This is a genomic window from Dyadobacter sp. 676 (genome assembly GCF_040448675.1).
Taxonomy (GTDB): Bacteria; Bacteroidota; Bacteroidia; order Cytophagales; family Spirosomataceae; genus Dyadobacter.
In genome coordinates this window covers 939,909-962,990 of the sequence record NZ_CP159289.1, presented here as the reverse complement: position 1 = coordinate 962,990, position 23,082 = coordinate 939,909, and the positions used below count along the sequence as shown (strand labels likewise).

Sequence of the window (23,082 nt, the reverse complement as noted above, 5' to 3'; positions counted from 1 at the left end):
TCCAAAGGGCAGATTTCACTGCCCTTTGGGTTACTATTTGAGTGTTCCTGCTTTCATTTCGGCAAGGTCGTTTTCCATAGAGGCCCACGACATGCCGGTCACTTTCTGTGCTTCGACGGCCTTGGTCTGCCACTCGATGGCCTCGTCTTTCCGGCCCAGCTTGTAAAGCAAATGGGCGTAAGTGTCGATATACGCGGGATTTCCCAGTGGCATATGGTGCTTGTCCTTTCTGAGTTCCTCGTACCATTCCATCGACCGCTTCGACCACATCAATGCGTTTTCCAGCTCGCGGTGATTGTTGCTGAGCTCGTAAAAATGCCAGGCATGTTCATTAAGTTCGATATGAAACCGCTGGGAAGGCGGTGCGAAACGCACTGCCTGTTTCTCTCCCGCCGGGCCGAGAGGCGTCTGATCGGCCAGACTAGTCCTGAGCATTTCCTCATCCATTCTTTTCAGGGAATCGACCGTGAGCAACAGGTGGTTTTGCCGGATAAAACTGCCGCAAGTGCGGAAATACGCGGCCGTGTCTTTCACTGCGAAATAAAAATGCGCCATATTCCTTTCAAAAGCCAGCCTGCCCTTGAGGAAGTCGGTATTGTAAGTGTTTTGTAAAAAAGTGGAGGCCTGATATGCAAGATCGGGGTTTTTTGTTTCGATGGCTTTTTGCATTGTATTTCCGATAATACCGTTGTTGAATGCGGATGCTTCCTGTGAAGGGACGGACTTGTATAAACTATCGATCGTTGAGTAAGGGACGAGAGCTCGTACCAGTTTGTACGCGCGGCTATCGAGCGTTGGGCCCTGCTGATAAATGAATTTGACAACGCGGAAATCGGCGATCGAGTCGATTGGCAGTTTACCAATATACTCGTTCAGCAATTCATTTGTAGGCATATTTACTTCCCGGCGTTTCTGAATATAAGCTTTCAGAAACGCTGCCGATCTTTCCCCATTTTTATATTCCTTTTCAAAATCGCTTAATTGCTTGCCGTTTTTCCGGTTGAGCGCCACCTGTGCGTGTTCGAGGTAAGCATTCGAATTGCTCGTGGAACCATTAAACCGGTTAAGGATATTGCCTTCCGGATCCACGTAAAGTGATACCAGTGCGCCTTTGATCCGGAATTTTTCCGCTAATTTCCGGCCGTTTTCGGAGTCCACATTGCTCCGGACGGAGACGAAGTTTTTCTGGTAAATATCTTTGAGGGCAGGACCCGCAAATCCCTTCGACGCCACTTCGTTGCATTGTTCGCATTGATCGCCTTCGAGATGGATGAAGACGAGTTTCTTTTCTTTTTTTGCTGTTTTCGAAAGCGTTTCCCAGGGCGTGTTTTCGTTAATGAATGTAATCTGACCGCTGCATTGAATGGAGATAATCAGGGCAATCGCTAATACAACTTGTTTCATTGTTTATCGGGTTGATGAGGTTCTTCAAATGTAAATCAATTTTTGTGACCGGCTATTAAAAAATAATGAATTAATGTGCCCGTACGGCGCTGTGCGGAGAAATAATTTACAACGGTTTCTGCTGGAACTGTGTCCCGTTTTCAAATCACCGTTCCAACTCTCAGCCCTATGAAAACTACTTTCCTGTTCCTTTTTTTGTTGTTTGTTTTTTCCTGTAAAGACAAAACTGTTTCTTCCAATCTGGAAGTCTGCGGTATAAAAGACCCCGTTCGTAACTTGCCGTGGCTCAAATCACTGATCGAGGACGCGAAAGCCAACAAACAGGATAATATCCTCACCATTACGGTAGGGAAAATCAAAGGCGAAACGGTATTCGATTACAGCCTTTCGTACATGTCATGCATTGGTTGTGTGGGCTACCATTGCGATGGTTCCCGGCTTGATCCGACAAAATACACCGACCAGGAAATGAAGGATTACTTCGATTCAATCCGCGGGGAAGGCTCCCGCGGCCCGGTTATCTGGCCGGAGAAATAGCTGAATTTTTGCCTTTCAACGCGACGGGGCGTATTTTGTGACATGGAAAACATGCAGGCATCCCTTACTATCCGGCGCGCATCCGCCGCCGACCGCGCGAACATTTACAAGATGATATGCGGCCTTGAAAACACGACGCTCGACCGCGCCGGTTTCGACATGGCTTTCAACCGGAATATCGCAAATCCGGATATTGGCTATTTCCTGGCCGAGATCGGCGGAACGCCGGTGGGGATGGTGAGTTGCCACATTCAGCCGTTGCTGCACCACGCGGCATTGGTGTCGGAAATTCAGGAAATGTACGTGGAGCCGGAATATCGCACCCGGCAAGTCGGGAAGGCGCTAATGGACCGTGTTATCGAATTTGCGAAAGCCAGGGGAGCTATTCAAATGGAAGTGACTTCGCGCGCGACGCGTGAGCGGGCACACCGCTTCTACGAGCGCGAGGGTTTCGAGAAATCGCACGTCAAACTTGTCAGGTATTTCAAAAACGAATAAAAAAGCACCGGGGCATCGTCCCGGTGCTTTCTGCATTACCCTAAACCTTCAACTATAACCTTAATGCTTTAAAACCGGCCCCTGTGGCGACGGTCGCGGGCCCAGCGGTCGCGGTCGTGGCTCAAACGTCGGGTATCGGCCATCAACTCGTGCAGATCGTTGCGGAGTATTCTTTCCTCACGGTTCGACAACCGGCCATGGCGTGCGAATTTCCGTTCTTTGGCTTCGATATTTTCGTAACGGTTCATGAGCATATTTGCCTCGCGGGAGGTAAGCGTGCCCCATTGAACGCCGCTGGCTATATTTTGTCGTACTTCCCGCTGGAGTCTGTTGATGTCGGACATTCTTTCGTGGCTGGCGCCGTCACGGTAATCATAGCGGGGGCCATATTGGGCGGAAGCATTGGTAAATCCTAATGCGAGGACCACTGCGGCAAAAAGTATCTTTTTCATAACCCAAAAGTTTTAAAGTTTGTGGGTTAGAGGGCCGCCCGCCGCGGAAGTTTAAAGCGAGGGTTGTTAACGATTGTTAAGGCAATGTTTTACCCTGACCGGTGGATAGTTGATAGTAGTTATCCGGTAAAAATGAATTGATTTAACGGTGACATCGGAAGCGACTGGTAACTTCCAGGTAAATACTTTGTATATTGCTGGTAACCAAATGTTTAATGGAAATGAAGAAACGTTACCTGCTGAGATGTGCCATGTTTTCAGCCATGCTGGGCATAATCACGGCATTGTCCTGTACCGATCACGTTAATCCGGATCCGCCGTCGAGCTGCGCAACCGTGGCGGGGATTCCGCGTGCATTTCCATGTGAATTCAGGATATTGAAAGTGGAGTTTCTGAGGAAGACATCGGCGACTGAGGTATTTGCGACCGTAACGCCTGACAATCCGGATATCAAACTTCCACCAGGCGAGGCAAAAACGTCGGGCTATGGCTCGGGAAAATCCTACGTATTCATGGCCTTTAATGTGCGGGTGCATATCCAGCGGATCGCCGCACCGTCTTTTCTTCCCAGCGTGGGTTATGAGCTTTTTTATTACACGTATGATCCGCCCCTCACCGACGATAACGTGGGATCGTTCGTGCCGTCGCTGAATCCGGGCAGTCCGCACGCCTTTAATATGCCGATCGGCGGGATCGAGGTTAAAAACCTGGAATTTCTTTATTCGTTCGACCTGGAAAGCCCATGGCGGCGGCAGATTTCCGGTGTGAACCTGGTGAGTGTGGCTAACAACGTAACAGCGAGGACATTGCTTAATGCACCTTACAGTTATCAGTTGCTCAGGGACATTTTTGAAACTAACCTGTACATCAAAGCGTCGCTTTGGGAATAAATTGACAGCATTTCGGAATGTACCTAACCGGTAAGCGCTCAGGCCGCTTGCGGTTGGATCACCTTCCTTATCTCTTCCTGCGCCTCTCCGAGAACATCCTCCACTTTCCTGCCGGCGGGCTCGATACCCGGAAGCACTGTAAATCTTAGTTCGCAAAAGGATTTCAACGGAAAAATACCCTTGGGGTTGAATGCACCGGTACCGTCGATTGCGATAGGGACAATCAATGCGTCGGGGGCGCGCTTCAATAACGTGGCAACTCCACCCGACTGAAAAGGTTTCATGGAGCCGCTGGCCGTGCGGGTGCCCTCGGGGAAGATCATCGCCGAGGCTTTTTCGTCCTGGATCAGCTTGCCCAGCCGGGCAATCTCCGTGATAGCCTGCTTGCCGTCTTTGCGGTTAATGAGCGCCGCGCCGCTTTTGCGCAGGTTATATGAAATGCTTGGAACACCCTTTGCCAGCTCGATTTTGGATACAAAACGCGGATTGTACTTCCGCATGAACCAGTAAATAGGGGAGATGTCGTAGCTGCTCTGGTGGTTGGCAACAAATATGATGGGTCGGTTGTCGGGCAGTTGGGCAAGGTTTTTGAGCTTGATACTTGCACCGGTGAGATAGAGACCGAAAGTGAGGGAAAAATTGAGCCAGTCGACCGACACCTTGTGCGCCTGCTTGCCAAAGACGTTGAATGCGATCACCTGTATAACATGAAAAACTAACAGGGTTAGGCCAAAATGGATCAGATAGAGGATACTTAAAAAGTAATCGAGGATTTTTTTCATTCTGATTTTTTTCGCAAAAATAGTCTAAATCTGTTTGGGTTACTCCATATTCTGAAACCCGAAATGATAATTGTCATTCTAATCTTACGTATAATTCACGTTATTTGTAAAATAGTCAATAGTGTTTAAATCAAAATACCAATGGATATTACGCTTTCAGCTGAACGGCTTGAAGTAATGAAACATATAGGCAAAGACCTCGACGGGCTTATTGCGGAATACCTGAAACCCATCGAAGAAAACTGGCAACCATCTGATTTCCTGCCCGAGGCAACGCATGAGAGTTTTTTGCATGAAGTAAAACTGTTACAGGAAAGCTGCCGGGAACTGCCTTATGACTACATTGCCGTGCTGATCGGGGATACGATTACGGAAGAGGCGTTGCCTACCTACGAGTCGTGGCTGGTTGATGTAATCGGTATCAACCAGGTCGACGAACCGGAATCGGGTTGGGTGAAATGGGTGCGGGCATGGACGGCCGAGGAAAACCGCCACGGCGATCTGCTGAATAAATACCTTTACCTTTCCGGTCGCGTGAACATGCGCGCGATGGAGGTTTCCACCCAATACCTCATCGCCGACGGCTTCGATATCGGAACCGACCGCGACCCGTACCGGAACTTCATTTATACTTCTTTCCAGGAACTTGCTACCAACCTGTCGCACCGCCGTACAGCCACATTGGCCAAGAAATTCGGTAATCCGCATTTGTCCAAGATCTGCGGGGTGATCGCTTCCGACGAAATGCGCCATGCGAAGGCTTACAAGGCATTTGTGACCCGGATACTGGAAGTGGACCCTTCGGAGCTGGTATTGGCCCTGGAAGATATGATGCGCAAAAAAATTGTCATGCCCGCACACTTCATGCGTGAAACGGGGGTGAAAATCGGCGAAACATTCTCGCACTTTTCCGACGCCGCGCAGCGCCTGGGCGTATACACGACGCAGGATTACATCGATATTCTCGAAGATCTGCTTGAAGAATGGAATATCGGGGCCGTACGGGACATTAACGAAAAAGCGGAAAAGGCCCGGGATTACCTGATGGCGCTGCCGGCACGCCTCAGAAGAATTGCGGACCGCACCCGCATTCCAGATCTGGCCTATGAGTTTAGCTGGATAAGCCGTTAGCACAGCCGTCGGTCGGCGCAGTGCCGCCGGCCGGTCGCATTATTGCATGAGCATCACCGCTCCTTTCTTACTGATCACTTTTCCTTTTGTCGAAACTCCCTCGATTTCCCATACATACGCACCCGGAGCAGCCATTTCACCTTTGAAAGAGCCGTCCCAACCGGTGTTGAGTTGCCTGGTAAAGAACACAAGCTGCCCCCAGCGATTAAAAATGCGGAAATAGCGGATAGACCCGATGTCGTTGAGCACCGGCAGCAGTACTTCGTTTTTGCCATCTCCATTGGGGGAAAATGCCGTAGGTACATTGATACTCTCTTGTCGTTTAATAGAGAGATTTACCTTGCCCGATCCTTTGCAGCCCAATTCCGACGTCACATCCACGGTATAGGACCGGTCTTCGCGCAATGTCACGATGGGGCTCCGGGTGTTCGGGTCACTCAGCCCGTCGGCCGGCGACCAGAGAAATGCTGTACGGGAGTAGTCAGTGATCTGGGGGGGAAGTAGCCGTGAGCAAAAAAGGTACATTGTATTCGATCACCGCGTCGGGGGTTACCGTCACTTCGATTTTCGGCGCGACATTCACGAGCACGGTGTCGGTTGCCGTGCAGAAGCCTTTGGTTGCGGTAACGATGTATTGTGTGGTGGCCCCGGGTGTGGCAACCGGCTCGCGGGCACCGGCGTCGTCGAGCCCGGTTTGCGGCAACCACATGAACGATTGCCCGTTGCTTTCCGCGAGCAGTTGCACCGATTGCCCCTCGCACACGGTGGTGTCTGCCATAGCGCGAAGCTCGATGTCGCTCGCAAACTGTACGCTTACGTTTTTGGCCACAACACAATCATTTCCATCCCTGACGAACGCGCGGTAGTTCCCTGCCGGCTTTGTAAAAATATTGGAACTCTGAAAGTTGACGGAGTCCAGCGAATATCGATACGGGGCAAGACCTTCGCTGCCCGTCAGTGTAATGGTGCCATTGGTGCCTGTTTCGCAACTGCCGGCGGTTACCGCGGTGGTGAGGGCCAGTTTGCTGATAATAGCCTGTTTGCGGTTTACCAGCGGGTTGCCGCATGCCTGGCTCGCGACGGTGAGCGTCACATATTTGGTGCCGCCGGTATCCCAGCTTAGTACGTACGGCCCCATTCCCGAACCCGAAATTACTTTTGCACCGTCCCAATCCCATTTAAAATCGTAGCCGGTGCCTGGTGCGGGAATCGGCCCGGTATATTTTACTTCGATATTTTCGGGAAACTCGCAGGTTGGATTTGGCGAGATTGAAAAATCGGCATAGGGGTTGATATTGGCTTCAAAACAGATATCCGACGATGATTTTTCTACATCCGTTTTGGAAAAATACTTGTCGTGGAATGCCAGGTAGGCAAAGCGTGCCTCGCCCGATTCACAAGTCTTTGCTTTGTCGTCGCGGAAAATGTAAATGGGTACGCCGGTTTTGCCTACATAATTCTTGCCGGAATCGGTGAAGGAGGTAAAAAGCGTGTTATCGACGTATACTTCCATTTTATCTGTCGCGCCATCGCGGGTAATGGTGAGCAGGTAGTAAGCGGAGGTATTAAAAAACGGGCAATCGCCGGCAATGCCATTGGGATAAACATCGAGACAACGGTCGGCCGCGGCGCCGCGCTTGGTGAAATAAATACCGTCGTCGAGGCTCCCATTGGAAAAATCGATGATGCGGGTCCTGGAACCGCTCCAGTTGGTCACTTTCAGGTAAAGCTGAATGGTGTAAGTTCCCGTAACGAGGCCTTCGGAATTCGGATAGAGAAAACCCCAGTTGGGATTATTTTGGTAAACGAACCTTTTTACGCCACAAGGCAGCACATCGTCGACAAACAACCCGGGGATAGTTCCCCCGGCGCATGAGCCGGGCGCCTGCGCAAGCGCGAGGTCAGGGCCGCATTCCGGTTGCGCAATCTTGAAATCCTTGTAAAAACGATAGGTATGTTTGCCGGACTGCGCCTGTGCAAAAGACAGAAAGGAGAAGAAAAACAAAAGAATATGTAAAGCGCTCCACTTCATATCAAAGCCTGCGTACCGGACGTGAGTAAAATAGGGAGCCAAAATTACGGAAATACACATTAATAAAAGGGCGGACACCACTTTTTTTGATGCAATGGTCCCAAAATGGAAAAGGCCCGCAATGCAGGCCCGATCCGACAACAATATGTATGTGAGAGTTTACTGAGGAATTGCCCGGATGCTGCCCGGGCGGATCATGAGATTTTCTTTCGTTCTCAGATCGTCATGAAGCATTTTGCGGAAAGTATCCACGTTCTTCGCAGCCGCCAGGCGCTGCCCGCCAGGAGCCGGGACTCCCATGACGTCCAGGGCTTTCCGGAGCAGCGTTTCGTTTTCGTCGCCAAAGGGCAGGTAAGGGACCACGGAGTCTTCTACCAGGTAATCGGGCGTCATTCCGTCGACAGTGCCGTAATCCGATTCGCCATTGGCATTGGCCGTTTGTCCGAGCATAATGTATGCGCCCCACTTCCACCGCTTCTGGTCGTCGCTGACAAGCCATCCGAAGAGATTTTTACCGGCCGTATGCTCACCGATCGTGACGACGTTCATGTAAGGTCTTAATCCGTTGATTACCAATTCGCTCGCCGACGCGGTGCCGTTGGAGGTCAGCACGAACACGCGGCCGAGGCTGTTTCCGATATTGCCGGCCTCATCGAGGAAAGTGTAATTCAATGCATTGGCGCCCTTTGTTTTCTGCCAGTAGGCAGTGTATTTGTCATTCCATTGCTCCTTATAGAAAATTCTGGAGCTCGAAACTCCCTTTCCGATCAGCGAAGCGAGGGTTTCGGCCGAACTGATGTAGCCGCCGGGATTGAAGCGGAGATCGAGCACGAACTCGTTAACGCCCTTACTTTTAAAGTCCGCAAAAACCTGCCGTAGCTCGTTGTCATATTTGGATTGATCTGTCTCCGTTCCGGGAACAAATTGGGTATAAACGAGGTAGCCGATAATCTTGCCATAGGCTGGTTTGGAAATAATGGTCGAGAACAGGACCGGATCTTCGCTTACCTGTGCTTTTGTAATGGTGACCGTCTGGCTGCCAGCCACGATGGAGGAACCCGAGACCTGCCCCAGCGTGAAGGTGACGGTCTCCTTGCTGCCGAGCAGGGAAGTATAGTTGACCGACGTCAGTTGGGTACCGTTGACTTTCATGAGAATATCGCCCCGTTTCAGGCCAGCCGCTTCTGCCGGGCTCCCTTTGACCACGTAATTCAGAAAAGCTGCGATATTCGATTTTCCGTTGTCGATGTACGATAATGAATAGCTGATCCCGAATATCTTGCTGACACCATTGAACTCGGCTTCCAGGGCGTCGATATCATTCGTAACCGCGGAAAAACGATCCACTGTACTGCGCTGGTAAACCAGTTTTTCGAAGTAATTGTGCGGATCGGCGGTATCGTCCAGGCTGCTTTTGGAAGGCAGGTTTTTATACCAGAAATAGGCATCGTCCATGACATCGTAGAGCCAGCTGTTGATAGCGGGGTAATCCACGGCAGTCGTGGAATCGATCGTTCCTATGGCCGGATCGACATCTTTGTCCCTGCAACCTGCCAACGTGAAAATCAGGACATATAGGAAATGTAATCGTTTGAAATTCAGCATAGTGTTCAGTTTAAAGTAATGAGTAAACTGATATGTCATAGGCCGTATCGCGACAGGAATTGTCTTTATATACTGCTGTTACGTCGGGTAAAGAAGAAATGTGGCGCCGGGTGCAATACCTGGCCAAAAAATGTAGATTGATTCCGCGATGCCGGTATCTTTTAGAAGCGCAACATAAAGCGAATGGGGGCTGTGGAAATATCGGGCAAAACGACAAACGGCCCCGGGAAATGCTCCCGGTTCTCAGGAGGCTCGCCCGAAGCCGTTGTATGTGCGCTGCTAATGTAGCAGGGAAGAATGGTTGAGTTTTTGGTTAAATGCCTGTCAACTTCCTGAAAAAGTTCCGGGCGATAATGGCATATTCCAGCGGGTTCGCTTTGGCCGGGTCTTGCTCGGCTTCGAGGACGATCCAGCCGGCGTAGTCGCTTTCTTTGATGATCGAGAACAACGAGGGGAAATCGATACAGCCTTCGGGATCGCCGGGAACGGTGAAAACGCCGTTTTTGACTGCGGTGAGGAAGCTCAGGCGCTCATCGTGTACGCGTTGCAACACATTCGGGCGCACGTCCTTCAAATGGATATGCGCCGTGCGGCCGATGTATTTTTTCAATGCGGCTACCGGGTCCTCGCCGGCGAAATGGAAATGGCCGCAGTCGTAGTTCAGGAATACATAATCGGGGTTGGTCTCGTTCAGAAGCCGGTCGGTTTCCGCTACGGTTTGAATGCAGGTGCCCATATGGTGATGGAAAGCCAGCTTCATGCCGCGGTCGCGGGCAATCTTGCCGAGCTCGTCGAGACCGTTTGTGAAGTTGTTCCAGTCGTCCCGGGTATTCAGCATACCTTTGCCCTCGAATACCGGTACGTCCATTTTGCCCTGGCAACTGTTTCCTGTCTCGCCTCCGCCAATCACCTTGGCGCCCATTGTTTCGAGAAAATCGAGCAGTTGAGTAAAATTCTTACGATTTTCGGCGAGTGATTTGGTCGTTAGTTCATAGCTGTTCCATTGATTGCAGATCTGCAAACCGCGGAGTTCCAACGCTTTTTTCAGCACGTTGGTATCGCGGGGGAATTTATTACCCACTTCACAACCCGTAAATCCGGCCAGCGCCATTTCGCTTACGCATTGCTCAAAAGTATTCTCGCCGCCGAGCTCCGGCATGTCGTCGTTGGTCCAGTTAATAGGCGCAACGCCCAGTCTGATGTTTTCGAAATTCATTTTTTTGTAGGAAAAGGGTGGAAGGAGGAAAGGGAGGAGGGAAGAAGGGGAGGAAAGTAATAGCTCTTCCCTTCTTTCCTCCTCTCTTCGCTATAAAAATATTCTTTGCGTTTTCTTGTTCTCGCGGTAGGTTTCAAATGCTTTTTGAACGGTCGGTGATGTCGACACTTCCGCCACGGGCACTTCCCACCAGGCGTGGTAACCCTTTACCGTGCGGTAAAGGCTCGTTTCGATGTAAATCACCGTCGTACGGTCGGCGGTTTTGGCTTGCTCCAACGCATTTTCGAGTGATTGCCTGTCGGTGGCCCGGATAACGTTCGCTCCGAGGCTTTCGGCGTTCGCGGCAAGGTCCACAGGCAAAAAGTTGCCGGTAAGCTGGCCGGTCGCGGTATCGCGGTATTTATACATTGTTCCAAAACGCTCACTGCCGATGCTTTCCGACAATCCGCCGATGCTTGCATAGCCGTTGTTGTTCAAAAGTAAGATGGTGAACCGGACACCCTCCTGAATAGCCGTTACGATCTCATGGTTGTTCATCAGATACCCGCCGTCGCCGCAGAGCACATACACTTCACGTGAAGGGTCGGCCATTTTTGCGCCAAGGCCGGCGGCGATCTCGTAACCCATGCACGAATAGCCATATTCGAGGTGGAAGTTTTTAGGATCGGTGGCACGCCAGAGTTTATGCAGGTCGCCGGGGGCGCTGCCCGAAGCGTTGATCATCACATCGCGGTCGTCCATGAAGCTGTTTAACGTACCAATCACAACAGCCTGATCGATAGGAGGGACGGTGCCGTTTCCTTCGGCATAGATTTGCGTTACTTCGTCATCCCACGCCTTGTTAATGTCGGCAATGTGCTCGCGGTAACCGGCTGCTACTTCGTAGTTGCCCAGCAATGCGGCCAGCTCTTCCAATGCGGCCTTCGCGTCGCCGATCACCGGCAATGCGGCGTGCTTGAACGCGTCGAATTCGCTGATATTGATGTTGATAAAACGGACGCCGTCGTTTTTGAATATCGATTTGGAAGCGGTTGTAAAATCGCTGTACCGGGTTCCGATGCCAATTACCAGATCAGCCTGGTTCGCTACGTCAATGGCATATTTGGTACCGGTTGCGCCAAGCCCGCCGATACTGTACGGAGCGTCGAACCTGACCGCCCCCTTTCCCGCAAAAGTTTCGCCCACCGGAATGCCGGTTTTCGTAGCAAAATCGTGCAAAACACCCGTGGCGCCACTGTAAATGGCTCCGCCACCGGCTACAATTACCGGTTTCTCCGCGGACCTGATCCATTCGGCAGCTTTCCGGAGCGTAACCAGGTCCGGGCGGGGGCGACCCACGTGCCATACCCTTTTTTGGAACAATGATTCCGGGAAATCGTAAGCGTGAGTTTGCACATCCTGCGGCATAGACAGCGTTACAGCGCCCATTTCGGCCTGCGAGGTAAGCACGCGCATAACCTCGGGCAGCGAGTAAATGAGTTGCTCCGGCCGGTTAATGCGGTCCCAGTATTTCGAAACAGGCTTAAAACAGTCGTTTACCGAAACATCCTGCGACGCGGCGCTTTCCAGTTGTTGCAGAACCGGGTTAGGCTCCCGTGTTGCGAAAATATCGCCGGGAAGCAGCAGCACAGGCAATCGATTGATCGTCGCGAGGGCGGCGCCGGTGATCATATTGGTCGCACCCGGCCCGATCGACGTCGTGCAAACAAACGCGCCCAGCCGGTTTTTTACCTTTGCATAAGCCACCGCCGTGTGCACCATCGACTGCTCGTTCCGGCACTGGTAATACCGGAAATCGGGGTTCTCCTGCAATGCCTGGCCCAGTCCCGCTACATTGCCATGCCCGAAAATACCGAAGCAACCTCCGAAATACGGTTCTTCGACACCGTCGCGCTCGATATACTGGTTTTTAAGGAACATGATGGTGGCCTGCGCCACAGTGAGTCGTCTTGTCATGTCTTTGAATATTTACTGTTCGAAACGGTTCAGCCGGTAATAGTGGCGAAATCGCCCGCTTTACCGGAGCAGCCAAACAATTCGAACTTTTTTAACATAAACTTTTTTGTATTCTTCCATAAAAATCTTCCCTGGGGTAGTGGGAGCGAATTCGTCGGGCCGGTCGCGGAAAAATTCGCGGTTCACCATTGTCCAGAGCAGGCGGGTGTCGGTAGCGATGTTGATCTTGCAGATACCCAGCGGTATGGCCTTTCTTACTTCATCTTCCTGCACACCTTTGGCATCCGTTTTGAGCCGTCCGCCCGCAGCGTTGATGCGTTCGATAACTTCCGGAGCCACATTGGAGCCGCCGTGCAGAACCAGCGGGAAGCCGGGTAAACGGCGCCGGATTTCCTCGAGAATGTGGAATTGGAGTCCCTGGCCGCCGGAAAATTTGTATGCTCCGTGGCTGGTTCCAACGGCAATGGCCAGACTGTCGCAATCCGTGGCATTCACAAAGTCCTCCACCTGCCGGGGATTGGTGTAAAACGAATGCGCGGCATCCACGGTCAGGTCGTCTTCTACGCCTGCGAGCACGCCCAGTTCCGCTTCCACACTAATGCCCTTGGCATGCGCAGCGGCCACAACGGCCCTGGTACGGGCCACATTTGTTTCGAAATCATCATGCGACGCGTCGATCATTACCGATGTATAGCCGCCTTTATCGATCGCGTCGAAAATGTGTTCTTCATAACCATGGTCCATGTGGACGGCGTACACCACGCGCGGGTAGATGCGCGCGGCCGCGCCGATCATGGAGAGGAGCATTTCCGCGTGTGCATAGTCGCGTGCGAAAGGCGTCGTCTGCACGATAAACGGTGCATCGGCTTCCTGTGCGGCGGCGAAAAGCCCGTGGATTTCCTCCATGAAAAACACATTCACGGCCGGAACGGCGTACCGGCCATAGCATTTAAGGAAGAGCTGTTTCGTTGTTAAGAGCATGGGTAAATGGCTTTCGGCAGTCGGCTGTCGAGCGTTGTATGTTAGTTTCTCGCGAGATATATAAAAATTTACCTTGTTTAGGAACCGGAAATATCGAATGTTGATTGACAGCCGACAGCTACCAAAAAATCGTATACAATGCCGCCAGCACGCCACATATCAGCACCGATCCGATTACGAAGCTCTTACCCGGCCGGAACATCGACGCCTCTATATCCAGACCTTTCGGATTGTTTTTGCTCTTAGGGTCGGCAAGCGAAATCGCCGCGATTACAGCACAGAGTATCAGAAAAATGTAGCCCATACGGTCGAGAAACGGGATTTCCGGCGCGAGAAATTTCCCTGCTGTCGACAACGGTATCGTCAACAGCGCGGCGGTCAATGCAGCGGCGGATGTGGTCCGTTTCCAGAACATACCGAGTATAAAAATGGCAAATACGCCCGGCGTGATAAAACTGCTGTATTCCTGAATGAACTGGTAGGCCTGATCGAGCACCCTCAGTTGCGGTGCGATGACGATGCCGATGCCCATCGCGACGTAGATCGTATAGCGGCCCACTCGGACAAGCTGGCGTTCGGTGGCATGCGGGGCGATGTACTGTTTGTAAATGTCTAGTGTAAAAATCGTTGATATACTGTTGGCTTTACCGGCCAGCGACGCTACGATGGCGGCGGTGAGCGCTGCAAAAGCCATCCCTTTCAATCCTGCGGGAAGGAGGTTCAGCAAAACCGGGTAGGCGTGGTCCGGTTTCACGACATTGCCGTCGAGCATTTCCTGCTGGAACATGCCGTTTTGATATAGCACGAATGCGGCGATGCCCGGAATCACGACGATGATCGGAATCAGTAATTTGAGAAATGCGGCAAACAGAATGCCCTTTCGTGCAGTTGGCAAACTGGCCCCGAGGCTTCGCTGGATAATGTACTGGTTGCAACCAAAGTAGGCCAGGTTGTTGATCCACATCGCGCCGACGATGACCGTAAGTCCGGGAAGATCTTTGTAAAACGGGTTGTCCTTCGGCAGGATCATGTGGAAATGCGAATCGGCCTGTTCGCGTAGTAACGCCAGCGCATTAAAAAGGCCCGGCTTGTTGAAATGCTGCGAAACAAGATCCAGGGCAAGATAGGTCGTAGCCAAACCGCCCAGGACAAGTACAACCACCTGTACCACATCGGTATACCCGATCACCTTCATTCCACCGATGGTTATTACAATGGCAAAAAGGCCAAGGCCCACAATCGCGTATTGAAAGTCCAGCCCGGCCGTCACTTCCAGTGCGAGCGCTCCCAGGTACAGGATCGAGGTAAGGTTGACAAACACATACAACAGAAGCCAGAAAACCGCCATAATAGTCGCGACGGTGGGATTATACCTTTCCCGCAAAAATTGCGGCATGGTGTAAATCTTGTTTTTGAGATAGACAGGCAGGATAAACAACGCCACGACAATGAGCGAAGCCGCGGCCATCCACTCATAGGAAGAAATAGCGAGGCCAATGGCAAATCCCGATCCCGACATGCCGATGAAATGCTCGGCGGAAATATTCGAGGCGATAATGGAAGCACCAATTGCCCAGAATGTCAGCGAGCCCTCCGCGAGAAAGTAGTCGGTTGAGCTAACCTCTTTCGAACGTTTCTTTTTGTAAATCCAGTAACCATAAGCGGAAACGCCTATCAGATAGATGAAAAATACTATGTAATCCAGCGATTGCAGACCGGTAGCGGACATTCTTATGAAAGGGTTAGTTGGTTAAAACGGACAAGAATCGGTAATGCGGGTCGGGTATTGATTGGGGGTTGTCAGGTGTTGTCAGGTATGGTCATATTTAGTCAGGGATTGCGGGTTTGCCGGGGCTGTTTTATGATAATTATAGTCAGGTTTATTATGCATGGCGCTTCGCAGGGACCAAACTTATTCAATTTTTGAGAATGAAAGACACTTCAATCCTTTTCTCAACTTTTCCGAACCTCCAAAACCGCAGCAAAAGACAACAATCCCTGACTAAATGTGACCATCCCGACTACTCTTGACTATTCCTGAACCGCCGCCGCATAATGCAGCACCTCGTCCAATTTCACGCTCCGTCCTTCGGTCAGCGACTTCATGGCTGCGATGCCGATAGCGGTTGCCATCAGGCCGTCGTGCGCGTCAACGGGTGAAGGGGTGTCTTTCAGCACGCAATCGATGAACGTCTTGAGGCAAACGCGGTACGCGGTTTCATACCTTTCGAGAAAGAAGTGCAGCGGAAGCGAACTGTGGCCGCCGTTGCTGTCGAAATGGATAAGGGTGTCGGTGGTATTGTTTTCCGCTTTCGCCATACCGTTCGACCCGAATATTTCCAGGCGCTGGTCATAACCGTACACGGCCTTCCGGCTGTTGTCGATAACACCGATGGCGCCGTTTTCGAAAGTTAAAACGATTACAGCCGTATCGATATCGCCGAATTCCTTAATCTCCGGATGAATAAGCGCATCGCCTTTTACGAACACCTCTTTCACCTCGCTACCGACAATGTAACGCGCCATGTCGAAATCGTGGATGGACATGTCGAGGAAAATCCCTCCCGACACTTTGAGGTATTCTACCGGCGGAGGCGCCGGGTCGCGGCTGGTTATGCGGAGAATGTGAGGTTCCCCTATCTTGCCGTTCGCCACGAGGTGCCTTACATTATTGAAGTTGGCGTCGAAGCGGCGGTTGAAGCCAAGCATAAGCTTCACATTGTTGTCGGAAACCGCCTTTTCAGCTGCCTGGATCGCCTCCAAAGTCACATCCAGGGGTTTTTCGCAAAAAACATGTTTCCCTTTTTGGGCCGCCGCCACAGTGTATGGCACGTGAAAAGGCGTCGGGGAACAGATAATCACCGCCTCCACATCGGGGTGGTTGATCACGTCGTAGGCATCGGTGGTTACCTGGGCAACACCCAGATTTTGAGCGAATGCATGCGCGGCAGGCGACAGATCGGAAGCGATAATCACTTCCGCGTCGGGCATGTGGTGTACAAGGTTGCTAAGGTGAATCTGGCCAATGCGGCCCAGTCCGATCACACCGGTTTTAAGTTTTTTTGTCATCTTCGGAAATTGCGAGCGAGTTGCATTCATTTTTTGCCGTCGACTTAATTTGGCGGCAATTGATTGGAGATTTGGATTTTAGAATTTTCTGTTCCACTCTTTCAGCCAGCGTTCGATTACCACCTTGGTTTGGGTGAAGAACTCGACCGCGTGCTTGCCCTGGCCGTGCAGGTCGCCGTAGAAACTGTCTTTCCAGCCCGAGAACGGGAACTGGGCCACCGGCGCCGCCACGCCGATGTTGATGCCGATATTGCCGGCCTCGGCTTCATGGCGGAAGCGGCGGGCATTCAGGCCGCTGCTTGTGAAAATGCACGCCATATTCCCATATTTTCCGGAGTTGATAAAGCGGATGGCTTCATCGATGGTATTAATATGTACCAAACTTAATACCGGCCCGAAAATTTCGGTCGCTGCGAGCTCTCCATCCAGGGGAATGTCTTCTATAATGGTTGGGGCAATGAAGTTACCGTTTTCGTAGCCTTCGATTCTCGCATTGCGACCGTCCACGAGTAAGCGGCCGCCTTCATGCAAGCCTTTGTCAATCAGGCTATGCACGCGGTTTTTGCTCTCGGAGGTTATCACAGGCCCCATCAGCACGTCCGAATCCAGCCCGAAGCCGGTTTTGCGGTTTTTGGCGGATTCAACCAGACTTTCGGTGATGTCCTTGTGCTCGCCGACCGTGATGATCGTCGATGCGGCCAGGCATCGCTGGCCGGCACATCCATAAACGCTGTCGATTACGATTTGCGAAGTCATTTCGATGTCCGCGTCGGGCAGCACGATTACCGGGTTTTTGGCGCCGCCCTGTGCCTGTACGCGTTTGCCGTTGGCCGAACCTTTGGCGTACACATAGCGCGCCACATTGGAAGAGCCCACAAAGCTGATCCCCTTGATTACCGGATGTTCGAGAATCGCGTCTACCGTTTCACGCGCACCTTGCACGAGATTCAAAACGCCTTTCGGAAGGTCGAGCTGCTCCATAAGACCAACGATTTTGGTCATGGTTAGGGGCACCTTTTCCGAAGGCTTGATAATGTAGCTGTTGCCACATGCCAGGGCATAGGGGAGGAACCAGAATGTGATCATGCCCGGGAAGTTGAACGGCGCGATGCACGCGCAAACGCCCAGCGGCTGGCGGATCATATATTCGTCGATGCCTTTGGCAATATCTTCGGAGAATTCGCCCTGGATCAGGGTAGGCATTCCGCAGGCGTTTTCCACGTTCTCGATCGCGCGCACCATTTCAGCCTTCGCTTCGGCGAACGTCTTGCCCGATTCGAGCGTAATCGTTCTGGCAATGTCGTCGGCGTTGTCTTCGAGGAGTGTTTTCAGTTTAAACAAATATTGCACGCGCTTCGAAACCGGCGTACTTCTCCATTCCTGAAATCCTTCATGGGCAGCCGCGGCGGCATCGGCCACGTCCTGCGCATTGCCGTACGGCACTTGCGCCAGCACTTCCTGGGTAGCCGGGTTCAGCACATCCGCAAAATGACCGGAATGGCTGTCGACCCAGCGGCCGTTGATGTAATTCTGTAATTTTTCCATTGTATTTTAAAAAATCTATAATCCTCCGTATCCTTTAACGAATGCCGTCACCTCGTCGTAGGTGGGCATGAAATTGGCGCAACCCTCGCGAGTGACGATAATCGCCCCGCATGCATTGCCCATCCTTACACTTTTATATAAATCCCAGCCGCGCAGCAGCCCGAATGAGAAGCCCGCACAAAACGCGTCGCCCGCCCCCAGCACATTCAGGACTTCCACCGGGAAACCGGGCACTTTCACCTCTTCTTTTCCCGGTTGAAAAATCGACGCGCCGTCCTTGCCGCGTTTCACAACCAGTGTTTCCACGCCGGAAGCAAGAATTTCGTTGATGGCATTCCCGATATTCCCCCGGATTTCCGGAGCGGATATCTGCTGGTGTTTGATCAAAAGCTGTTCCTTATCGGTCAGGAATGTGGCCAGGATTTCCTCCTCCGTTCCGACCACGATATTGAAGCTGCCTAACGCCGCCCGGATCGTAATTCCGAATGCCCGTGGATCAAACCACTGGTCGGCACGGAAATCGATGTCCAGAAGCCGGGTAACCCCATTCTTTTTTGCCAATTCGAGGGCGTAAAACATCGCCGTCCGGCTGGGGTCCTTGCTGAATGCCGTACCCGAGAATGCGGCTGCCTTGAACTCGTGGAACGGTATCGCGGATACGTGATCGATGTTCAGGTTGATATCCGCGCAGTTTTCACGATAATACACCAGCGGAAAGCGGTCGGGAGGCTCGATGCCCAGCACGACTGCCGAGCTGCGGGTGCCTTCGATGGTCGGCACCCATTCGGTAACAATGCCCTCGTTGTCCAGGAAATGTTTGATAAAATTCCCGACCTGATCATTGCCGATCCCGGTCAGAATGGCCGTTTCCAGGCCCAGACGTCTGCTTCCGGTCGCGATGTTGAGCGGGCAGCCGCCCACAAATGCATTGAATGCCTCGATTTTTTCAAAAGGGCTACCCACGTTGGCCGAATAGAGGTCAATGGACGAGCGGCCAAGGGTAAGAAGGTCGTATTTGGACATCGATTTAGTACTTCGGCTGTCGGCTTCGGCCGTCGGCTTCTGTTTTTATGTTTTGATTAAACTTTGGCTTTTTTTGTTATAATTTCTTTGTAGTATTACTCACGTAACCCAACTCTCAGAAGCCGAAAGCCGACTGCCAAAAGCCGAAGTACTTATCACCCATTCATTTCCGCTGTGACGATCGGCAACCTCGGATCGGCCCCCTTCCAGGTTCCGTAGATCCACTCATGCTCGGGATCGGAGGTGTTGGCGAGCGACTGGTCGCTTCCGGCGAGGAAATTGAGATAGTACACATTGTAGCCATGACCGGCAACTACCGGGTGGTAACCCCTCGGAACGAGCACAGCCTCGTTGTTTTTCACACGTATAATCTCATCCAGCGAACGGTCTTCCGTGTAAACCTGCTGGATCGCGTAGCCCTGCGGTTTATCGATTTTGTAAAAATAGATTTCTTCGAGATCCGCTTCGAGTAAAGTGCCGTCCTCGGCTACCTTGCGCTCGTCGTGCTTGTGCGCGGGGAAAGAGCTCCAGTTGCCCGAAGGCGTATACACTTCCACGCACACGATCTTGTGGCAACCAAAGCCCGGTTCGAGCAGACTGTTGATCTGCCGGTTGGCATTGTCGCCTCCGCGGTATTCGATGGCCGCTTCTTCGGGACGCTTCATTCGGGGCGGGAAGTCCTGGTCGGAAAGGACCTTGCAAATGGCAATGTCTGTGCCGGCAGATTGGGCCGTCAATACAAAGGGTGTCCGGCGAGAAAGGTACATCGCATGTCCGATGCCACTGAATACGTCCCTGCGGCCGTTGCCTGTTTCCCATACCTGTCCTGCGGCCTCTACTTTGAAATTTCCCCCCCAGTAATACGAAGCAATATTCATAATCGCCGGTATTTCCCACGATTTGTTCGCCTGCTTCCAGTATTTTAGCTTCGAAGTTCAGATATGTCCAGCCGGCTTGTCCGGCGGTGAGGGAATGATAGGTCTTCTCGTGTGTTTGGGGCTTGATCAGCAGGTCACTCATTGTAGTAAATCCATTACATTTGCACAATGATAGTGTTGTATAAATTAAACACAAAATGTAAATATGTTAATATTGAATGCAAACGTTTGAAAAAATTTCAAAGATTTAATTGTCCTATTCCAACCTATGAATTCTTCACGTCCTGTTACGATCAAAGACATTGCGCGCCGTTTCAGGTGCTCTCCATCCACTGTTTCACGGGCGCTGAACGACCACCCGGCGATCAATGAAGACACCCGCAAAAACATCCAGGAATATGCCAAAGAAGTGGGTTACCAGCGTAACGAAGTGTCGCTGAGCCTGCTCAATAAAAAGACCGCGTCGCTGGGCGTGGTAGTGCCGACAATCAGCAACTATTACGAAACCGCGGTGATCGAGGGCCTGCATACCGTATTGCAGCCGATGGGTTATACGCTCAATATCTGCGTGACAAACGAAAGCTACCTGCTCGAAAAAGAGTCCCTCTCCAAACTGCTTTCCAACCGCACAGAAGGGATATTTCTGTCGGTTTCACAAGAGACTTACGACGCCGGCTACTATGAGCATCTCGAAAACGTGATCCAACGCAAAACACCGCTGATTTTTATCGATCGCGAATATGAGGATTTCGAAACCAGCCGTGCCACCGTGGACGATTACCATGGTGCCTTTGCGGCTGTGGAGCATTTGATATCGATTGGTTATAAAAATATCGCGCATTTGAAAGGTCCCAACGGGCTCACCGTTTCCGAGCAGCGTTTTAAGGGGTATGTCAATTGTCTCAAAAAGTATCATATCCCGATTCGGGAGGACCTGATCATCAATACCAACTTCAACGTCGAAAGCGCCATTCTGCCAACCAAGCGCCTGCTCGAACTGGCTTCCCCGCCCGACGCGATCTTCGGCGTGAACGATCAGGTAGCCATCGGCGCCATGCGCGTTGCCAAAGACAAGGGCCTGCGCATTCCGCAGGATATCGGGTTGGTGGGTTTCGATAATTCCCCGATCTCCGCTTATACTTTCCCGTCGCTCACGACCGTCCACCGGCCGGGACGGAAAATCGGTATGGAGGCTTCCCGTTTGTTTCTCAATCAGTTGAACGGTTCCGGCGATTTTTCGCCGGAAAGCATTGTGCTTCCGTCGGAGCTGGTGATCCGTGAGTCGTCGCTGCGGATTTAGGAAACAGGCCCCGATGCGAATTGGACCTGAAACGAAAACGCCGGTCGGAATTGCTCCGGCCGGCGTTTAGTTTTTGGGAGGCAAATATCAATATCCGTCATTCTGTTTCAGATATCCCGGCTCGTTCGACGCGCCGTCGATGGCCGTTTGGGGGATGGGGAAGAGGCGTTTCTTCACATCCGAATTGGTTTTTTCGGTCCATTTCCCTTCATATTTGCCAAAACGGATCATGTCCGGGCGGCGGAGCATTTCCCAGTAGAACTCGAAACCACGCTCGCGGAAGAGCAGGTCCAGGTTCATGGTTGTCAGTGCGGGAGGGGGCATTGTCTTCGTACGTGACGCGCGTACCGTATTCACATCGGCCAATGCGCCGGCGGCATCGTTGCTCTTGCGTAGTTTCGCTTCGGCACGCATCAGGTACAGATCGGCGAGACGTACGATCACAATGTCGGCTTCGCCCTTGTTTCGGCCGGTGTTCGACTGGCTGCTGAACTCGTATTTTTCGACGCGGTAGCCAGTGTTGTAGTTGCTTCCCGCGGTTGTGAAATCGATCAGCTCAGAGAAATTGACCGGCAGGTCGGGCTTGTTACGGGTTAGATAAGTGAGTTTGCCCACCTTGAGCCTGCCATCAGGACAACGCAGGAACGCGCCGTTGACACGCAACGCCCCATATTGCTGGCCGCGCAGGATACCGCGGTTGATTTTATAATCGGCATCGGCTACGCAAGTGTCGGCCGCATTGGTGTAAATCGACATGTTTTGCTGATAGAAACGCGGATCACGCGAGGGGTCGACTGCGCCGTATGCCTGTACCCAGGTTTGGTAAAAATCGGAGGTGATACCGGGACCGTCCGTACCGTTTGCCGCCGGATATGCCGCGAGGGGGAACTGGTCGCCGGAGATCGAAAAATAAGCCATCCGGTTATGACCATTCAGCTCGGCCCTTTGATCGACGGCAAAAATCAGCTCCTCGTTCGTGTGGTTGTTGTTGCCGAAAATCGCGAAATAGTCGGGAGAAAGTTTCGCCTGGCCGGAATTGATCACTTTATCGGCGTAGGAAATCACCTTGTCCATGTCTTCGGCCTTGAAATCAAATGTGGCGCCGTAGATATTGCGGTAAACCGCCGCATTCAGGTAGAGACGTGCCAGCAAACTCCAGACCGCGGCCTGGTTCAGGCGGCCCGGGCCTACTACCGACTTTGGCTGCACCACCGGTTCCACCGCCAGAAGCTCGCTTTCGATGTATTTCACAGCCTGATCGCCCCGGATAATGGTTGACGTAGCGGACGATTCATCCTTAACGAACACAATACCGAACAGATCGAGCAATACCATATTGTAATAGGCCCGCATTCCACGCGCTTCCGCGGTGTAAAGCGCCGCGTTGGCCGATGTCGAGGTTTTCAATCCTTCAATGGCCGTGATACAACGCGATATGGATTGTACCAGCTGGTTCCAGGTGTTGTTCACATTCGGGTCGGTGCTGGTGGTGTTATGCGCGTGCAAAGCCAGGTAAATACCGTTGTCGCCCCAGTCGGTACCGCCGCGGTAGGGGAGGATTGCCTCGTCCGTCGAGATCTCCTGCAGTGCGAAATAGGTGGTATGCTGGAAAAGGTTCGGCAGCAATGCGTAAGTTGGCGCCAGCAGGCCGTTCGCAGCTTCTTCCGGCGAAAGGTTAGCACTGAGCGTTTCGTCCAGCACTTCTTCTTTCAGGTCGGTACAGGCATTGCCGAACGCCAGCAAACCCGCGGCCAGTATGAGTGATAATTTCTTATTCATGGGT

20 protein-coding genes and 1 pseudogene are annotated in these 23,082 nt (G+C 52.0%); 5 read left to right on the top strand and 16 right to left on the bottom strand.

Annotation, left to right across the window (positions count from 1 at the left end):
- Positions 1–33: 33 nt before the first annotated feature.
- Positions 34–1,404 (bottom strand): hypothetical protein, encoded by a 1,371-nt coding sequence (locus ABV298_RS04435; RefSeq protein WP_353720980.1) that lies wholly within the window; start codon positions 1,402–1,404, stop codon positions 34–36.
- A 168-nt stretch (positions 1,405–1,572) separates the two neighbouring features.
- Between ABV298_RS04435 and ABV298_RS04430 the strand changes: the two genes are divergently transcribed.
- Both ABV298_RS04430 and ABV298_RS04425 read left to right on the top strand, forming a co-directional pair.
- A complete protein-coding gene (locus tag ABV298_RS04430) occupies positions 1,573–1,941 on the top strand; it encodes a hypothetical protein (RefSeq protein WP_353720979.1) in 369 nt (122 codons plus the stop codon).
- Between the two features lie 51 nt (positions 1,942–1,992).
- A complete protein-coding gene (locus ABV298_RS04425; protein ID WP_353720978.1) occupies positions 1,993–2,439 on the top strand; it encodes a GNAT family N-acetyltransferase in 447 nt (148 codons plus the stop codon).
- 68 nt (positions 2,440–2,507) lie between these two features.
- On the opposite strand, the gene ABV298_RS04420 is transcribed toward ABV298_RS04425, so the two are convergent.
- On the bottom strand, positions 2,508–2,891 hold the full coding sequence (locus ABV298_RS04420) for a hypothetical protein (protein ID WP_353720977.1): 384 nt from the start codon (positions 2,889–2,891) through the stop codon (positions 2,508–2,510).
- Positions 2,892–3,112: 221 nt separating this feature from the next.
- On the opposite strand from ABV298_RS04420, the gene ABV298_RS04415 reads away from it, so the two are divergent.
- Positions 3,113–3,781 (top strand): hypothetical protein, encoded by a 669-nt coding sequence (locus ABV298_RS04415; protein WP_353720976.1) that lies wholly within the window; start codon positions 3,113–3,115, stop codon positions 3,779–3,781.
- 38 nt (positions 3,782–3,819) lie between these two features.
- On the opposite strand, the gene ABV298_RS04410 is transcribed toward ABV298_RS04415, so the two are convergent.
- Positions 3,820–4,563, bottom strand: a complete 744-nt coding sequence (locus tag ABV298_RS04410; RefSeq protein ID WP_353720975.1) for a lysophospholipid acyltransferase family protein — start codon at positions 4,561–4,563, stop codon at positions 3,820–3,822.
- A 141-nt stretch (positions 4,564–4,704) separates the two neighbouring features.
- On the opposite strand from ABV298_RS04410, the gene ABV298_RS04405 reads away from it, so the two are divergent.
- Positions 4,705–5,694: an acyl-ACP desaturase gene (locus ABV298_RS04405; RefSeq protein WP_353720974.1), complete on the top strand. Its 990-nt coding sequence runs from the start codon at positions 4,705–4,707 to the stop codon at positions 5,692–5,694.
- A gap of 39 nt (positions 5,695–5,733) precedes the next feature.
- Here the strand turns inward: ABV298_RS04405 and ABV298_RS04400 are convergent, their stop codons facing one another.
- The 12 genes and pseudogenes from ABV298_RS04400 to ABV298_RS04345 all read right to left on the bottom strand — a co-directional run.
- The gene (locus tag ABV298_RS04400; protein ID WP_353720973.1) at positions 5,734–6,105 is read right to left on the bottom strand and encodes a gliding motility-associated C-terminal domain-containing protein; all 372 of its coding nucleotides are present in this window, start codon (positions 6,103–6,105) and stop codon (positions 5,734–5,736) included.
- A gap of 70 nt (positions 6,106–6,175) precedes the next feature.
- Positions 6,176–7,726 carry a SprB repeat-containing protein gene (locus ABV298_RS04395; RefSeq protein WP_353720972.1) on the bottom strand — a complete coding sequence of 517 codons (1,551 nt, stop codon included), beginning with the start codon at positions 7,724–7,726 and terminating at the stop codon, positions 6,176–6,178.
- Positions 7,727–7,885: 159 nt separating this feature from the next.
- The gene (locus ABV298_RS04390; protein ID WP_353720971.1) at positions 7,886–9,331 is read right to left on the bottom strand and encodes a S41 family peptidase; all 1,446 of its coding nucleotides are present in this window, start codon (positions 9,329–9,331) and stop codon (positions 7,886–7,888) included.
- A 313-nt stretch (positions 9,332–9,644) separates the two neighbouring features.
- Positions 9,645–10,547: a myo-inosose-2 dehydratase gene (gene iolE / locus ABV298_RS04385; protein WP_353720970.1), complete on the bottom strand. Its 903-nt coding sequence runs from the start codon at positions 10,545–10,547 to the stop codon at positions 9,645–9,647.
- A gap of 90 nt (positions 10,548–10,637) precedes the next feature.
- Positions 10,638–12,503: a 3D-(3,5/4)-trihydroxycyclohexane-1,2-dione acylhydrolase (decyclizing) gene (iolD, locus tag ABV298_RS04380; RefSeq protein WP_353720969.1), complete on the bottom strand. Its 1,866-nt coding sequence runs from the start codon at positions 12,501–12,503 to the stop codon at positions 10,638–10,640.
- 60 nt (positions 12,504–12,563) lie between these two features.
- Positions 12,564–13,484: a ketose-bisphosphate aldolase gene (locus ABV298_RS04375; protein WP_353720968.1), complete on the bottom strand. Its 921-nt coding sequence runs from the start codon at positions 13,482–13,484 to the stop codon at positions 12,564–12,566.
- A gap of 118 nt (positions 13,485–13,602) precedes the next feature.
- Positions 13,603–15,213 (bottom strand): sodium/solute symporter, encoded by a 1,611-nt coding sequence (locus ABV298_RS04370; RefSeq protein WP_353720967.1) that lies wholly within the window; start codon positions 15,211–15,213, stop codon positions 13,603–13,605.
- 302 nt (positions 15,214–15,515) lie between these two features.
- Entirely contained in the window at positions 15,516–16,553 is a 1,038-nt protein-coding gene (gene iolG / locus ABV298_RS04365; RefSeq protein ID WP_353720966.1) for an inositol 2-dehydrogenase, read from the bottom strand.
- Between the two features lie 78 nt (positions 16,554–16,631).
- Positions 16,632–18,098, bottom strand: a complete 1,467-nt coding sequence (locus tag ABV298_RS04360; protein WP_353720965.1) for a CoA-acylating methylmalonate-semialdehyde dehydrogenase — start codon at positions 18,096–18,098, stop codon at positions 16,632–16,634.
- Between the two features lie 15 nt (positions 18,099–18,113).
- Positions 18,114–19,121: a 5-dehydro-2-deoxygluconokinase gene (iolC, locus tag ABV298_RS04355; protein ID WP_353720964.1), complete on the bottom strand. Its 1,008-nt coding sequence runs from the start codon at positions 19,119–19,121 to the stop codon at positions 18,114–18,116.
- Between the two features lie 155 nt (positions 19,122–19,276).
- Complete coding sequence (gene iolB, locus ABV298_RS04350; protein ID WP_353720963.1) at positions 19,277–19,999, bottom strand: 5-deoxy-glucuronate isomerase; 723 nt, start codon at positions 19,997–19,999, stop codon at positions 19,277–19,279.
- Between the two features lie 46 nt (positions 20,000–20,045).
- Positions 20,046–20,141 (bottom strand): annotated as a pseudogene (locus tag ABV298_RS04345) (5-deoxy-glucuronate isomerase); the annotation flags it as partial.
- 126 nt (positions 20,142–20,267) lie between these two features.
- Between ABV298_RS04345 and ABV298_RS04340 the strand changes: the two are divergent.
- Complete coding sequence (locus ABV298_RS04340; protein ID WP_353720962.1) at positions 20,268–21,299, top strand: LacI family DNA-binding transcriptional regulator; 1,032 nt, start codon at positions 20,268–20,270, stop codon at positions 21,297–21,299.
- Positions 21,300–21,386: 87 nt separating this feature from the next.
- On the opposite strand, the gene ABV298_RS04335 is transcribed toward ABV298_RS04340, so the two are convergent.
- Positions 21,387–23,078, bottom strand: a complete 1,692-nt coding sequence (locus tag ABV298_RS04335) for a RagB/SusD family nutrient uptake outer membrane protein (RefSeq protein ID WP_353720961.1) — start codon at positions 23,076–23,078, stop codon at positions 21,387–21,389.
- Positions 23,079–23,082 lie beyond the last annotated feature (4 nt).